This is a genomic window from Desulfosediminicola ganghwensis (genome assembly GCF_005116675.2).
Classification (GTDB): domain Bacteria; phylum Desulfobacterota; class Desulfobulbia; order Desulfobulbales; family Desulfocapsaceae; genus Desulfopila; species Desulfopila ganghwensis.
Window position 1 is genome coordinate 3707032 of the sequence record NZ_CP050699.1, and the last position, 15016, is coordinate 3722047.

General features: G+C 48.1%; 12 protein-coding genes and 2 tRNA genes. 9 read left to right on the plus strand and 5 right to left on the minus strand.

Annotated elements, in window-relative coordinates; all coding sequences use genetic code 11:
* Positions 1-69 precede the first annotated feature (69 nt).
* The 8 genes from amrB (at position 70) to mpl (ending at position 8881) form a co-directional block, all read left to right on the plus strand.
* On the plus strand, positions 70-876 hold the full coding sequence (gene amrB, locus FCL45_RS15790) for an AmmeMemoRadiSam system protein B (RefSeq protein WP_136798258.1): 807 nt from the start codon (positions 70-72) through the stop codon (positions 874-876).
* A 91-nt stretch (positions 877-967) separates the two neighbouring features.
* A tRNA-Gln gene (locus FCL45_RS15795) sits at positions 968-1041 on the plus strand.
* Between the two features lie 93 nt (positions 1042-1134).
* Positions 1135-1208 (plus strand) — tRNA-Gln (locus FCL45_RS15800).
* 319 nt (positions 1209-1527) lie between these two features.
* Positions 1528-2451: a homocysteine S-methyltransferase family protein gene (locus tag FCL45_RS15805; protein WP_136798259.1), complete on the plus strand. Its 924-nt coding sequence runs from the start codon at positions 1528-1530 to the stop codon at positions 2449-2451.
* Entirely contained in the window at positions 2448-4895 is a 2448-nt protein-coding gene (locus FCL45_RS15810) for a methionine synthase (RefSeq protein WP_136798260.1), read from the plus strand. Before FCL45_RS15805 ends, FCL45_RS15810 begins: the two co-directional genes overlap by 4 nt.
* A gap of 696 nt (positions 4896-5591) precedes the next feature.
* The gene (locus tag FCL45_RS15815; RefSeq protein WP_136798261.1) at positions 5592-6953 is read left to right on the plus strand and encodes a sensor domain-containing diguanylate cyclase; all 1362 of its coding nucleotides are present in this window, start codon (positions 5592-5594) and stop codon (positions 6951-6953) included.
* Positions 6954-7244: 291 nt separating this feature from the next.
* Positions 7245-7430 (plus strand): hypothetical protein, encoded by a 186-nt coding sequence (locus tag FCL45_RS15820; RefSeq protein ID WP_136798262.1) that lies wholly within the window; start codon positions 7245-7247, stop codon positions 7428-7430.
* 2 nt (positions 7431-7432) lie between these two features.
* Entirely contained in the window at positions 7433-8881 is a 1449-nt protein-coding gene (mpl, locus tag FCL45_RS15825; protein ID WP_136798263.1) for a UDP-N-acetylmuramate:L-alanyl-gamma-D-glutamyl-meso-diaminopimelate ligase, read from the plus strand.
* Positions 8882-8966: 85 nt separating this feature from the next.
* On the opposite strand, the gene FCL45_RS15830 is transcribed toward mpl, so the two are convergent.
* Positions 8967-9314, minus strand: a complete 348-nt coding sequence (locus tag FCL45_RS15830) for an Hpt domain-containing protein (protein ID WP_136798264.1) — start codon at positions 9312-9314, stop codon at positions 8967-8969.
* A 39-nt stretch (positions 9315-9353) separates the two neighbouring features.
* Positions 9354-9752 carry a response regulator gene (locus FCL45_RS15835; RefSeq protein ID WP_136798265.1) on the minus strand — a complete coding sequence of 133 codons (399 nt, stop codon included), beginning with the start codon at positions 9750-9752 and terminating at the stop codon, positions 9354-9356.
* A gap of 137 nt (positions 9753-9889) precedes the next feature.
* Between FCL45_RS15835 and tilS the strand changes: the two genes are divergently transcribed.
* Positions 9890-11311 carry a tRNA lysidine(34) synthetase TilS gene (tilS, locus tag FCL45_RS15840; protein WP_136798266.1) on the plus strand — a complete coding sequence of 474 codons (1422 nt, stop codon included), beginning with the start codon at positions 9890-9892 and terminating at the stop codon, positions 11309-11311.
* Here tilS and selB read toward each other — a convergent pair whose 3' ends face one another.
* The 3 genes from selB to FCL45_RS15855 form a co-directional block, all read right to left on the minus strand.
* A complete protein-coding gene (gene selB, locus FCL45_RS15845; RefSeq protein ID WP_136798267.1) occupies positions 11312-13243 on the minus strand; it encodes a selenocysteine-specific translation elongation factor in 1932 nt (643 codons plus the stop codon).
* Positions 13244-13280: 37 nt separating this feature from the next.
* On the minus strand, positions 13281-13910 hold the full coding sequence (locus FCL45_RS15850; RefSeq protein WP_275942935.1) for an MBL fold metallo-hydrolase: 630 nt from the start codon (positions 13908-13910) through the stop codon (positions 13281-13283).
* Positions 13911-13994: 84 nt separating this feature from the next.
* A complete protein-coding gene (locus tag FCL45_RS15855) occupies positions 13995-14933 on the minus strand; it encodes an Mrp/NBP35 family ATP-binding protein (RefSeq protein WP_136798268.1) in 939 nt (312 codons plus the stop codon).
* Between the last annotated feature and the right edge of the window lie 83 nt (positions 14934-15016).

The following is a 15016-nucleotide window of genomic DNA, read 5'->3' on the forward strand; positions in this document are numbered from 1 at the left end:
TGCCACTACCCGTACCTCCCCACTTTTGCCCATTGCGCCTCCATAACCTTTTCCCTCAGGGGGGATAATATGATCAGACAACCCATTGTCGCAGGTCGTTTTTACCCTGGAAGTCGCTCTCAGCTCTCCGGAATGGTTGATGATCTTCTTCTTTCGGCCCCGGACCGGGAAAAATATACTGCCATAGCTGCAGTGTCTCCCCATGCAGGCTATATTTATTCCGGTTCTGTTGCCGCCGAGACTCTTAAGGCTATCGAAATACCAAAGACCGTTATCATACTGGGCCTGAACCACCATGGTACCGGAGATCGTGCAGCACTCTCCAGATCGGTCTGGGACATGCCCATGGGACGCGTCCCTGTAGATGATCAACTCGCCGATCTACTGGTCGGGCCAGGCAGTCCGATAACAAACGATGAAGCAGCGCATGGTCCTGAGCATTCTGTTGAAGTGCAGATTCCCTTTCTGCAGGCATTGCAACCCAATCTTAAAATAGTCCCGATAGTGCTCTCCTACTTTTCATACGAACTCTGTACCCGTGTGGCAGAAACTCTGGTAGAGGCCATTCAGGCAGTAGATAAAAAAGTGCTCATTGTAGCCTCCAGCGATATGAGCCACTACGAATCAAGACAACAGGCAAGTGCCAAGGATAAACTCGCCTTACAGCAGATTGAGGATTTGAACCCTCTGGGGTTATATAATACTGTTCATAGCAACAATATTACAATGTGCGGCATTATCCCTGTGACAGTTGCCCTCATTGCTTCGAAAAAGCTTGGAGCTACAGGAGCAAAGGTGCTCCGCTATACCGACTCAGGTGCGGTATCAGGCGATACGGAAAGTGTGGTCGGTTACGCCGGGATTGTAATTTCTTAAGAGAAAGTGAAGTTTTTATCAGCTTTTTCCTTGACACCAAAACCGTTTTTTTCTATAAATCACCGGACCTGAGCACGGCACTACTCACTACTGGGGGATGGTCTAATGGCAAGACAGCGGACTCTGACTCCGCTTATCAAGGTTCGAATCCTTGTCCCCCAGCCAGCTTGATGTAAATGATCAGCTTGTTGAGTTAATAAATGTGAGTGTGATACCATTTCTGTAAAGGAAAGGATCAGGTGCAAAAACGAAATCCCTTGGGGGATGGTCTAATGGCAAGACAGCGGACTCTGACTCCGCTTATCGGGGTTCGACTCCCTGTCCCCCAGCCAGAATATAAAAGCACCTACCGAGAAATCGGTAGGTGCTTTTTTTGTTTGCACCTCTGACGCAGTGACTGTAGAGATGTCGAAATCAATATTTCCGTGCTTCTTCAAACAACTATGAAGAACATGAAATATACAAAAAATGCCTTAAAGTAATGACCAGGTACCACATCGTATGGTAAAAGATCGGCAGTACGTAATTCGAAGCTCCCACCACCAATGCTTCACTTCTGCGACGTTTCCCAAGACTACATAGAGTCACTTCTGTTTGGTCATGACTTGAATAGTCTGTCAATTTTTCTATTATTTAAACAAATACGAAGTTATGCGACCCAAAGATCATGATGTATTAATCCTCGATGGTGCCTGCGGGACCAATTTACAGGAGATGGATATTCCTGATTCCGCATGGGATGGCCGGGAAGGATGCAATGAAATCCTCAACCTCACTTCACCTGAGACAATAACCTCCCTGCATCGCGGTTTTGTTGATGCCGGTGCCATGGTGCTGGAAACCAACACTTTTGGCGCCAATCGGATTGTTCTTGAAGAATATGGACTGGAAGACCAGGTAGAGGCGATCAATATAGCCGGAATTGAAAATGCCCGAAAAGCAATTAACGGCAAACCCAATACCTACATTGGCGGCTCGGTGGGACCGGGTACCAAACTCCCTTCTCTCGGCCATATCAGTGTAGATGTTATGGCTGCGGCTTACAGGGAGCAGTTTCAGGCACTGGTGCGGGCAGGCGTGGACCTGTTGATTATAGAGACATGCCAGGATCTGCTACAGATTAAAACTGCAATGACCACCTGTTTTGAAGTTCTGGAAGAGGCCGGCAAAGATTTGCCGGTTATGGCCTCAGTGACCATCGAACGATCCGGCACCATGCTGGTCGGCTCCGATATTGCCACCGCGGCGGTAACCTTCGAGCCTTTTCCAATCTTCTCTTTCGGCTTGAACTGTGCCACCGGTCCAACAGATATGGAGTCTCATATCCGCTACCTCTCCCAGAACTGGCCTAAACGAATTTCCTGTGTTCCCAATCAGGGCATGCCCGAAGTAGTCAATGGCAAAACATGTTACCCCATGTCACCTGAAGAGTACGGAAGAGAAATGAAACGATTTATCAACGAATATGGCGTAAGCGTGGTCGGCGGCTGCTGCGGGACAACACCAGACCATACCAGACAGCTGGTGCAATCACTTTCCGGAGTTACACCTGCAACCAGGGAGGTGATATCATGAAGCCATCCGTTTCAAGCCTTTACCAGGCTGTAGAGCTGCAACAGGAAATACCGCCGCTGCTCATCGGGGAGCGAGCCAACTCCAATGGCTCAAAAAAGTTCCGCGAATTGTTGCTCGAAGACGATTATCAGGCTTGCCTGAAAATTGCCCTGGACCAGGAACCCAAAGGCGCCCACATCATTGATCTCTGTACCGCCTATGCAGGTCGTGATGAACTCAAGGATCTGACCACACTGGTGCAAATGTGCGCCAAATCCCTGAAAGCGCCTCTGATGATCGACTCAACAACACCGGAATGCATTGAGGCATGCCTGAAGCTCTATCCGGGACGCGCCATAATCAACTCAATCAATCTCGAAGATGGCGGAATTAATATTCGCAGGGTGTGTAAGGCTGCAAAGAAATACGGCGCTGCTGTTGTTGCGCTGACGATCGATGAAAACGGTATGGCCATGACCGCCGATGAAAAAGTTGCAATCGCCAAAGCCATACATGATATCGCTGTGGATGAGTGCGGACTGCGCCCATCGGACATTCTCTTTGACTGTCTTACCTTTACGGTCGGCTCCGGTGATGAAAAGCTCCGTGATGCTGCCATTCAGACCATAGACGGTATTCGCAGAATCAAAGAAGAGCTACCCGGTTGCCTGACAGTGCTTGGGCTCAGCAATATCTCATTCGGTCTCCCGCCGAAAGCCCGGCGGGTCTTGAACAGCGTTTTTCTCCATGAAGCAGTCAATGGAGGCCTGGATGCGGCAATCGTCGATGCGGCCAAGATCATACCGCTGGCCCGAATTTCTGAAGAAGATAAGCTGGTCTGCCTTGATCTTTTATACGACAGAAACAGGGACGAGGAAAAAAATCCACTAATGCGGCTCATCGATTATTTCAGCGACAAAGCCGATAGTGATGATGACGACTCCACGACCGAGACCCTTTTTCCAGAAGAACAATTATTTAAACAACTTGTCAATGGCGACAAGGATGGACTTGAAGATCTTCTTTCCATTCTGAGGGAGCGGCACGCGCCTCTCGAGATTATCAATCAGATACTCGTTCCTGCCATGCGCCATGTCGGTGAACTGTTCGGTAAAGGAGAAATCCTGCTGCCTTTTGTCCTGCAATCCGCAGAGGTAATGAAAGCGTCTGTCACCAGACTTGAGCCCTTTATGGAGAAAAACGATGTCAGCAACGCCACCAGAGTTCTCCTGGCTACAGTCCAGGGAGATGTGCACGATATCGGCAAGAACCTGGTCGACATCATCCTCTCCAATAACGGTTATAAAGTCTATAATATCGGTATCAAAGTACCGGTTGAGACGATAATCCAAAAAGCCATAGAGTACGACGTAGACGTTATCGGGCTGAGTGGTCTACTGGTTAAATCCGCCATCGCCATGCAGGAATCGATGTCACAATACCGTGATGCCGGTCTCGATATCCCAATCCTTTTAGGCGGAGCCGCCCTGACGCCGAAGTTTGTCGCAGAGTCCTGCGCACCGAACTACCCGGGACCCGTGGTCTACTGTGCCGATGCATTTGCCGGCTTGAAAGCGGTCAGAGAACATGAGGAAGGCTCGCTTGTCTCCACAGTATACAATGATGTCACAGCAATACAGGCTCTGAAACCTGGCATAAAAGATTCAAGCATCGACAAAACCCACCCGGTTCCCACCGCTCCTTTTACCGGCCAGAAATATGTGGTGGATGTGGACCCCGAAAAACTCTTCCCTTACATCAATAAACAGGCACTTTTTCGTGGTCGCTGGGGATATAGACGTGGAAAAATGTCTGCCGAAGAGTATCAGCAACTCATTGAAACCAAAGCTCAACCGATTTATGAAGAATTACAACATCGGACACTGGCAGAAAAGCTGATCAGCCCCAAGGTAACGTATGGCTATTTCCCCTGTTACTCTGAAGGGAATTCCCTCTTTGTCGAAGCCGACAACACCTTGCACCACTTTAGCTTTCCCCGTCAGGCAGAAGCGCCACATCTCTGCATTGCAGATTATTTTAAGACCAGGGAAGAAGGTGGTGATATAGCCGGGTTCTTTTTGGTCACCATCGGCGACAGAATGGGACTTGAAACCGCAAAACTGTATCAGGACAATGCCTATCATGATTACCTGATGCTCCATGGTTTCAGCGTCGAAATAACTGATGCCCTGGCAGAATACTGGCACGCCATTATGCGAAAGGACCTTGGAATCGGTCAAGGTGAAATACCGTCCCGCGGATTAACCTGCCAGGATTATCAGGGTTCACGCTATGCATTCGGCTACCCATCCTGCCCGGATCTGGATGTCCATAAGCCGCTTTTCGACTTTTTAAAGCCTGAGGCAATCGGAGTATCTTTGACTGAAAATATGCAGATGGTGCCGGAGCAGACAACCTCTGCCATCGTTGTGCATCATCCCCAGGCCAAATACTTCGCCGTATAATCTGATTAAATTTTGTGAAAGTCCGATCTTCTTCCTGGTGGATCGGACTTTTTCAAACCTGCTATCGGGATAATTGATACTCTGAATTAAACGTATAGAATATCGGAATAATCGAAAATCCTGCTCGATACATCTGCGTAGAATGGGGGTATATTTATGGTCCCGTCTGTGGTGATCATATGAACGCCATTCCCCGAGGGAAAAGTTTGACCCTCTTGATTGAACAATGATTACTCATTACTTGATATTGCAGGCCTAATGCTATTCTTCCAGGCTGTGCCTGGAAATATCTCCTCCATTCCTAATGCAGTTGTAGCTCTCTTACCCCAATCTCCCTATCAATTTTTCTTTATAGTCCCCTGGGGAACCTGTTGGACTATTGCGAGCATTATCCTTCCTCGGAAAACGATGAGTTGGCTGGAAAAGGTTTAGCCCGACAAGACTGCTGGATCTTCAACATGACGAGTGGAGGCAAGAGCTGTGGCTGATTGGCAGGTATATATCTATAGCCAGGAGGATCTGCCAATAATATCAGTCTGTAATTGGCGGCGGACATCAAAGACTTTTCAGGGATTATCGCTGAAACTACATATTCGCGTTGTAAAACCAGCAAGTACTTTAGATACTAAACAACAACCTATTGGCTAAAATTCATTTCTGCAACAGTTGAAAACTGTCCTTTCATAAGACGCGAACATGAATAAACCCATCCCTAAAAACGCTGCGATCAAAATTCAACAACTTAAGAAGAGAATAGAAATTCTTGATCGAAAATACCGGGGCAATGCCAGAAAAAATCTGGAAAAATATCGTCGTGTAATAGAGGCCACCTCCGAGGGATTTGTTGAACTAGACCTGAAATTCAGGATTATCGATCATAATGCTAAGATGATCGAATTATCAGGACTACGTCGCGAAGACCTGCTGCTAAGCCCTTTTGAAAAGCTCTATGACAAAAAGACGGTTCATGTCCATTTTGCCAGTAATGACCACTTAAATTTCGAGGCGCACCTTCAAAGCAGATCAGGCAGGAATTTTCCCGTTTTATTCAAGAGAAGCTGTCTTCGTGATAAACACGGCCGCCCAGACGGCTACCTTGTCTTACTTACCGAGCTCACAGAACTCAAAAATGCCCAGGAAGATCTGAAACTTGCTGAAACACGATACAGGGATATCTACCAAAATGCGGTGCAGGGGATGTATCAATGCACATTGGGAGGGACAATCTATAGCATTAATCCTTCATTCTCCAAAATTTTCGGTTATGAGCATCCGGCCCATCTGTTGCGTGAGGTTGTCAATATTTCATCTCTTTACAAGAATCAGAATGATCGACAGGATTATTTAACCACTTTAGAAAGAGATCGGACGATCACCAACTATGAAATTGAGATGGTTGGCAAGGACGGTCAATCGATCTGGGTATTGGCGAGCGCAAGATTGACCAAAGAAGCAGATGGAACGTCCCTGATAGAAGGCATACTCATAGATAACACCCAGAAACGAATGGCCGAAGATAAACTACGGCGGAGCAGAGAGCGATTTCGATACCTGGCCGACCACGATAACCTTACAGGTCTTTTCAACACCCGCTATCTCTACAGGTCACTTGAAAAACTGATCATCGATAGCAACGAGAGAAGGGAGCCTTTCTCGCTTGTGTTCCTTGATATGGACAACTTCAAGCACGTGGTTGATACATATGGCCACCTGAATGGCAGCCAGGCACTGAAGGAGGTCGCGGAAACCCTGCGTGAGGGTCTGGCGGAACACTTTTTTGGCGTTGCCTATGGTGGAGACGAGTTTGTGTTGGTACTCCCCCAGTCAAACAAAGAGCAAGCCCTTGAACATGTTCGGAAAATCAGGAAAATGATGAAAGACAGCATCTACCTGAGCAGTAAACAGCTACAGCTGCGGATGTCCGCCAGTTTCGGTGTGGCAACCTACCCCGATGACGCGGCTGATGTCCAGGAGCTGCTGGCACTTGCCGACAAAGCGATGTTCCATGTAAAGTCGAGCGGTAAAGACGCAGTGGGAACTTCTGACGCAGTTGAGTAATCTGAACTCCTGCAATTCAATAGCTCTACTGATTAAACGGCCCTCTCCCAGGCAAATGGCATTGAAAGTACATAGCCTGGACCTGTCAAAACGACAGTCCACACGAATCTGTATTTAAACAAATCCTGGCAAAATTAGGCTGATTGCCGTAAAACTTACCGGGACACAAGGGATGGCCTGGCCGGTTATTCCTTAGATGATCGCGCCTCTGCCGCTCTCACATGACGAATTGGCCTTCTTCATCCGGCAGAGGCGCCACTTTTCAATACTACAGATCGAGGGATGGAGAACATGTCTTCACAGCGACCAGCAGGGAAGAGTAATGAAAATCAGACGGTATCAGACGAGACAATTCTGAAAATAGCCAAGGAAATCTCAATCAAGTTCATCGAAGTCGGTCGCGTCGTTCCTTCGACATTCGACGAAAGCTTTCGCAATATCTACAACTCCATAGAATCTACAGTCAGGAAGAAGTAAGCATGGCAGATCTTGATCCACAACTCAATTACGCACCGGAGGACATCCGGCATATACATATAATGGGCGTTTGCGGCACTGGCATGGCCGCCCTTGCCGGAATGTTGCAACAAAGCGGATATACAGTTACCGGCAGTGACAGCTATGTCTATCCTCCCATGTCGGATTTTCTCAAAAAATTGCAGATCCCAGTCTGTGACGGGTATTCAGCTCAAAATCTCGACTCCGACCCCGACCTGGTAATCGTTGGCAATGTTATTACCCGGGTAAACGAGGAAGCACAAAGACTTGGTGAATTGCCAATCCCTTATCTTTCTTTTCCGCAGGCACTATCCCATTTTTACATTAATAACCGCACCTCGCTGGTTATATCCGGTACACATGGCAAAACCACCACCTGCTCGCTACTTGCCACAGCACTGCACCGCGCTGAACTTGATCCAACATTTATGATCGGTGGGATAATTCGTGAATTTGGTGGCAACTTCAGGATTGGCGAGGGCGACTATTTTGTTGCTGAAGGAGACGAGTATGACACCGCCTTCTTCAACAAGGTATCTAAATTTCTTCATTATCAGCCTAAAATAGCTGTCATTACCTCCATCGAATTTGATCATGCAGATATCTTCAACGATCTTGACGCCATCAAGGATTCCTTCCGGCAATTTGTCAGCCTGCTACCCGAAGACGGTCTGCTGATTGCCAACTGGGATGATGAAAATGTTCGGGATGTTGTGGCTGGAGCGAAATGCCAGGTGCAGAAATATGGCCTTGATGAAAGCTATCACTGGTCATTGGCAGATGTAACTGTAAAAGGCGGTCTGACCCATTTTGCCGCCTTGCACCAGGGCAAACCGTATGGAGAGCTTGCAGTTAAATTGCCCGGTCGCCATAATGCGCTCAACAGCCTGGCGGTAACTGCCATTCTCCATCATCTCGGGGTTGATGCCAAAACGATTTGTGCAGGGCTCAGTTCATTCGGAGGTGTCAAACGACGTCAGGAAGTTCGCGGGATCGAGGCCGGCGTGACAGTGATTGACGATTTTGCCCACCACCCCACTGCTGTAAAGGAAACTCTTGCAGCTCTTCGGCTCGCCTATCCCGAGCAACGACTTGTCGTGGTTTTCGAGCCCCGGACAAACACTTCAAGAAGATCCATTTTTCAGACAGATTATGTGCAGGCGTTTGATGCAGCCGATGCGATCTGTATCAGAGAGCCAGTGCCGCTGACCAATATCAACGAGGGCGAACATTTCTCCTCCGCACAGCTGGCAGATGATCTCTGCAAGCAACGAGGCCTGGTAGCCACCTCCTTTACCGATACCGAGGCGATACTTGAATATCTCGATAATCAGGTGGAGCCCGGAGATGTTGTAGCGATACTGTCAAATGGTGGCTTTGACAACATCCACATAAGATTGCTGGATCTTTTGAAAAACAAAAACCTGTAATTCAGCCTGAAAATAATAAAGGGGAGTGCGTACCACTGTACACCTCCCCTTTATTCACTTTTGACGGATCAAGCAATTTATTCGCTCAGTCGATCAACTCCCCCAACCTGTCACGCAGCTCTTCCACCAGTTGTGCATAGTCCGTATCTTCATTCAGGGCTTTACCCTGAACTTCAACTTCCTTTGCCAACTCTACACAATCGTCCAACCCAAGGTTTAAAAATGCACCTTTAATGGTATGGGCTGAGCTGCCTAACAGTGCAAGATCGCCTGCGGCAAGAGCCTGCTGCAATTTTTCCATGTGCGACCCCAGAGTTTTTACGAACTCAGGAAGCATCTGATCAATCTGCTCCCTGGGAAGCTGAAACTTACCTGAGAGGTGATTGCGAATCTGATCTAATCGCTGCTGTCTGGAAATTGAAATAGGTCCCATATGACTATCGGCTCAATCTGACTGGTTGATGGACATTTGCTAATGAGGGAGTAAAAACTCATGCAGATGCTCAACCAGCCTCTCTCGTAAAATGGGTTTCATCAAATAGGCCTGACACCGTCCAAGCGTAAAAGCATTCATGATGCTCTGCGGATCATCCAGAGCGGTGGTCATGAAAACCTTGGCAGACTCTTCTTCGACAATGTTCTGTTCATGCTCAATACGCCTCAGCCAATTAAGCACTTCATGTCCGTCCATGCCCGGCATCATGATATCCAGGCAAACAAGATCATATCTCTCGTTTTTCTTATACTTCTCGGTAAGCATATGCAACGCTGCATGCCCATCCGCCACTGCATCACACACTGCATACGGTGCTAAGTATTCAGACAACAAGGTACGACTTATGTAATCGTCTTCTACAATTAACGCTTTCATTTTTGTTGACACCACAATCGACCCCTTCTACGACATCACTATTGCATTTACGCGTCGCACTGCGTATAAGATATACCAATGATTTACACATATTCAAACAAAAAGCTCACTCAGATTAGCGATTCCCTATCCGAGGTATGCCGCCTTTACTAATCCAACAAGTCGAAGAGTTTTGCAGGGAAAATTTCAATTTTCAACCTGACGACAAGATTATTGTCGCTATTTCGGGCGGTATTGATTCCACCGCTCTACTTCACCTGCTTCATGAATCACGTTTTCAGCTTCGCCTCATGGCTGTCTATGTCGACCATGGTCTTCGCCCGCATGAAACAGATGCTGAAATAGAGTTCGTACAGCAATGTGCCGAGCACCTTGCCATCCCCTTCATCGCCAGGCGGGTAAATGTCGCAGCTCTCCAGAAAGAGCGTAAATGCTCACCGGAAGAAGCCGCCAGAATCGCCCGTTACAACGAACTTGAATTATTGCGACAGCAATACACTGCCGACTATATAGCCGTAGCCCACACTGCCGACGACCAGGCTGAGGAAATACTCATTCGTCTTATCCGCGGTACAGGCCTCAAGGGACTATCCGGCATGACTCCTGTAAACGGACATATTATTCGACCTCTGCTTGCCCGGACCAAGGGTTCACTGGCTGCCTATCTCAAAGAAACAAACTTTGGCTTTTGCCATGACTCATCCAATGATGAGCGAACCTTTCTACGTAACAAGGTCCGACTGGATCTGCTGCCACTTCTTGAAAAAGATTTCAACCCCTCCATCCGCAATACCCTGTTACAGACTGCAGAGATCCTCCAACAGGATGAAGCCCTGTTGGCACAAATCAGTGATGCGCATTTTCAACAACTCGCTGTCTTGAATCGGGACGGGGCTGACAATCTGCAACATCTTGATCTGAGCCTGTCACGGTCGAGAGCAGAGCACCCGGCTATCCTCAGGAGAATACTCGAATTAAGTTGCTGGAAGATCGGCAACAGGCCTACTTTTCGTACCATTGCCCAACTTCAGGCCCTTATCGATAAAGGGGTTAACGGCTCACAGCTTCACCTGTCGCATGGACTTCGGGTACATCTTGTCGATGATGCCATCCGTTTTTTCTACCCTTCAGGAAAAAAGAGTTACAGGGGGAATGGCATGTCGACACCGGCAACCTTTGAGCATACGTTTGACGGCCCCTCTTGTCTGCATCTGCCCGAACTGGGCCTGGAAATATCGCTTGAGATACTCGACAGACAAAACTGCAATCTCAACCAACCCGCTACCCTGTTTGCCAATGCGGATGAGCTGACCTTTCCGCTAACTCTACGCTCAGCGCATCCCGGCGAAAGATTCCGCCCTCTCGGCAGTCCCGGTAAGAAAAAAGTTACCCGGATTCTCAGCGATATGAAAATCCGGGCAGAAAAACGTGCTAACTATCCTGTGCTGACCTGCGGTGATCACCTGATTGCCATTGTCGGAGCGAAACTCTCAGATGAATATAAGCTTACTCCCGCAACTCAGAAGGTTTTGGCAATCAGCTACCACACAAAACCATGATTACGCTTTTTTACGCAGAATACGCTTGTCGCCAACTCTGATGGTGAGCTTGATACGATCAAGATATTCAAGAATCGGGATGGAGAACTTACGGGTCAAGCCGGTAAGATTTTTAAAGCCAGGGGCATCAATCTCGCCTTCTTTTTTCATAACTTCGGTGACTTGTGCCACCAACTTGTCAATCAACCCTTTATCATAATAGAGGGTCTCACTGATTTTAACCAGCTTCCCTTCCCGCAGCAGTACATCGAGTACCTGCTTGACCATCTTTTCTGAATACTCAGAGAATTTCTCCATGGTGTCGCGCACCGTGGGAGTTGAAAGACCACTGGTCACATACCAGGCGAGCAACTCTTGCTGAAGCTCTTCCTCATCCGCCTTCAGTGCTACTTCGTGCCCGGCCAGATGCAGCATAGACTCTTCCTGTACCACTTCGTTTTTACGAAGCAGTTCATTCAAACAGTACGTAAACACCTTCTGGTCAATTGATTTACCTAGTGACAGACGCAACTCTTCCCGCACCAAGCCGACCTGCAAGGGGTGGGAAGCGTGATATTTTTTGAGTGACTCCAGGATTTCGAGTTTGGTTTTCTCCGCAATCTCCACATCCACATATCTCTGACTGGCCGAGTCGACCACCACCATTTTTTTAGTGGAGATCGGATCATTCAGGGCTTTTTTCAAGTGCTTGCCAAAAAGCCCCAAACGGATTGCCAGATCATCAAAAGTAAGTCCGTGCGCGCCACTCTCTTTCAAAAACATCAGGGTACGATCTTCAAGGCTCCCTTCCATCAGGATCTGAAACACTTCCTGATTGTAGGTTCGATCCGACTCTGTGAGACGTTTTCTTTTCCGCGGCGAGACATTACCGATTATCTCACCACCACCAATTGTTGCCACAGGTGAGTAGCTTCTCACTACGAAGTGATCACCACTCCACACAGCAATAGGTTTTTCCAGCAGAATCTGCACCCCAACCTCCTGGCCCGGCTCTAACTCATCACGATCAAGCAACGAAATACGACCTAAAATCTCGGCAGTCCCAAGGTGTATGCGAACCCTGCTACGATGCTTCAACGCTTTTTCATTAGATCCAAGATACAGAAATCTGCAATCGAGCATGTAGTTTTCCTGCAAGGAGCCTGGCGTGGCGATCACCATACCGCGCTCCACCGTGGCCGTATCGACACCCTGCAGATTAATGGCGGTCCGGTGACCGGCCTCGACGGTTTCCACCGCCGCTGAATGCACCTGGATACCACGCACCTTCGCGACCTGATCTGTCGGATAAATGCGCAGATCTTCACCTACACTCACCCGGCCGGAGATGGATGTACCGGTGACTACGGCACCAAACCCTTTCATGGCAAAAATTCTATCCACCGGCAAACGAAACGGACCGAAGACTTCTTTGAACTGGTGCTGACGAACAAACTCATCCAGGGTGTTCAGTACAATGTCTATGCCTTCCCCGGTTATAGAGGAAACGGGTATAATTGGGGCTTCCTCTAAAAAGGAGTCCTCGCAGAACTCCCTGATCTCCTCTTCAACCATTTCCAGCCAGTCTTCATCCACCATATCCTTCTTGGTGAGGATGATCATGCCCTGCTTTACACCGAGAAGACGGCAAATTTCGAAATGCTCAACGGTTTGCGGCATGATGCCTTCATCCGCAGCAATAATGAATGCTACAAGGTCCATACCGGTCGCCCCGGCGACCATATTTTTCACAAATTTCTCATGCCCCGGAACGTCAACAATACCAAGCCTGTGACCGCATGGCAGATCGAGGTGAGCAAAACCAAGCTCAATTGTGATTCCTCTTTTCTTCTCCTCTTTAAGACGATCTGTCTCAATTCCAGTCAGGGCACGAATAAGGCTGGTTTTGCCATGATCGACATGGCCGGCTGTTCCAAGTACAATTTCACGCATGGGGCAGTATCAGGGGCTTTTATTGTTATTTTACGGGTTAAAGAAATGGGTTTCCGTTTTTTTCCTGGCCAATAGTGGATTGACTGCCACCATAGCCATGTCCCGGCCACACAACAGTGTCTTCAGGCAGTACCAGTAACCGCTTGCGAATGGATTCGATAAGTTCCTTATGAGAACCGCCAGGGAAGTCTGTTCTGCCAAGTCCCCCGACAAACAAGGTGTCACCAGTAATAAGATTATCACCGTTCAGTAAACACATTCCACCTGGTGTATGCCCGGGCGTGTGAATGACCTGCATCTCCTCATCACCGATGGTAATCATATCTCCGTCTTCAACTTCAACATCAGCAGGAGGCGAGGCTTCGAGCCCTAACATAGAGAAATAACCTGCCACTTCGGCTTTACCGAAAAACTCCGAATCCGCTTTGTGCATCACAATTTCAGCACCTGTTGCTTCTTTCAGGGCTCTGTTGCCACAAACATGATCGGGGTGGCCATGGGTAGCAATAATATATTGCAGAGACAACCCAGTCGCTTTGAGCTCGGCAAGAATCTGATCAACATCACCACCCGGGTCTATGACTGCAGCTTTTTTCGTTGCCGGGCAAGCAGCGATATAACAGCATACCCCCATCGAACCAACAATAATTTGCTGTATTTGAAGCACGCTCACTAACCTCTTAATAGTAATTTATAGCTTCGGGGGTATTATGACCACACTGCTCATAACAACCCCGTTTCAATACTGACCTCAGGAACCGCAGTCGCAACCGCAACCAGCCATAGGTAAAATGACAGGTGCTGCCACCGGTGGTAAACGTAGCTCAACGGCATCAACAACCTTGCCGAATGCGACAATCGCAGGGCTATCACCTTCAGAAGAGAGGTATGGTGTACCATCATCACCTGCCATAACCACTTTGGGATCCATTGGGACCCTGCCAAGAAATGGCAGCTCAAATTCGCGGGCAATTTCCTCGCCACCACCTGATTTGAAAATATCCACGGTCTCATTACAGTGCGGACAGACAAAACCGGACATATTTTCCACCACACCGGCAACATCAAGATTTACCACTTTACAGAAATTAATAGATTTACGAACATCTGCAAGAGCTACTTTCTGAGGGGTGGTTACAACCACAGCTTTCAGATTTGGAATAGTCTGGGCAACTGAAAGTGGCTCATCGCCGGTTCCTGGAGGTGCATCAATAACAAGATAGTCCAGCTCACCCCAATCCATATCAGAGATAAATTGTCTGATCGCCTGGATTTTGATGGGACCCCGCCAGATGATTGCCTCATCTCTGTCCTTCATCATGTACTCTAATGAAACCACCTTGAGGTTGTCGTTATAATTGAGCGGTGGCACCAGATCGTTCTTTGATTTCGGAGGTTGAAGGTTTCCTTTGAGATCGAGCATCCGCACCACATCCGGACCGTGCAGATCCACATCCATCAAGCCAACCTTGTGACCTCGGTTCGCTAAAGCCAGGGCAAGGTTGACCGAAACGGTGGATTTACCCACCCCGCCCTTACCACTCATAACCAGTATCTTATTCTTGATCTTACCAAGTGATGTGGTGATGGCATTCTCCTGCTGGGCCATTGCCGCCTGCTGTGATTCTTTACTACTGCCACAACCTGCGGTGCTGCTGGAACAGGAACTACTTCCACATGAATCTGACATTATACGACCTCCAGGTATTCCAGGCCAACGTGAACATGCTTAAAAATACTCTATGCTGTTCTGGTGGGTTCTACATGGAAATC

What these genes read in the sequence shown, in the direction of transcription:
- FCL45_RS15820 (WP_136798262.1), top strand. Translation starts at nt 7,245, where the DNA reads ATGTCTTCACAGCGACCAGCAGGGAAGAGTAATGAAAATCAGACGGTA.
- FCL45_RS15835 (WP_136798265.1), bottom strand. Translation starts at nt 9,752, where the DNA reads ATGAAAGCGTTAATTGTAGAAGACGATTACATAAGTCGTACCTTGTTG.
- FCL45_RS15810 (WP_136798260.1), top strand. Translation starts at nt 2,448, where the DNA reads ATGAAGCCATCCGTTTCAAGCCTTTACCAGGCTGTAGAGCTGCAACAG.
- tilS (WP_136798266.1), top strand. Translation starts at nt 9,890, where the DNA reads ATGCCGCCTTTACTAATCCAACAAGTCGAAGAGTTTTGCAGGGAAAAT.
- FCL45_RS15815 (WP_136798261.1), top strand. Translation starts at nt 5,592, where the DNA reads ATGAATAAACCCATCCCTAAAAACGCTGCGATCAAAATTCAACAACTT.
- amrB (WP_136798258.1), top strand. Translation starts at nt 70, where the DNA reads ATGATCAGACAACCCATTGTCGCAGGTCGTTTTTACCCTGGAAGTCGC.
- mpl (WP_136798263.1), top strand. Translation starts at nt 7,433, where the DNA reads ATGGCAGATCTTGATCCACAACTCAATTACGCACCGGAGGACATCCGG.
- FCL45_RS15855 (WP_136798268.1), bottom strand. Translation starts at nt 14,933, where the DNA reads ATGTCAGATTCATGTGGAAGTAGTTCCTGTTCCAGCAGCACCGCAGGT.
- selB (WP_136798267.1), bottom strand. Translation starts at nt 13,243, where the DNA reads ATGCGTGAAATTGTACTTGGAACAGCCGGCCATGTCGATCATGGCAAA.
- FCL45_RS15805 (WP_136798259.1), top strand. Translation starts at nt 1,528, where the DNA reads ATGCGACCCAAAGATCATGATGTATTAATCCTCGATGGTGCCTGCGGG.
- FCL45_RS15830 (WP_136798264.1), bottom strand. Translation starts at nt 9,314, where the DNA reads ATGGGACCTATTTCAATTTCCAGACAGCAGCGATTAGATCAGATTCGC.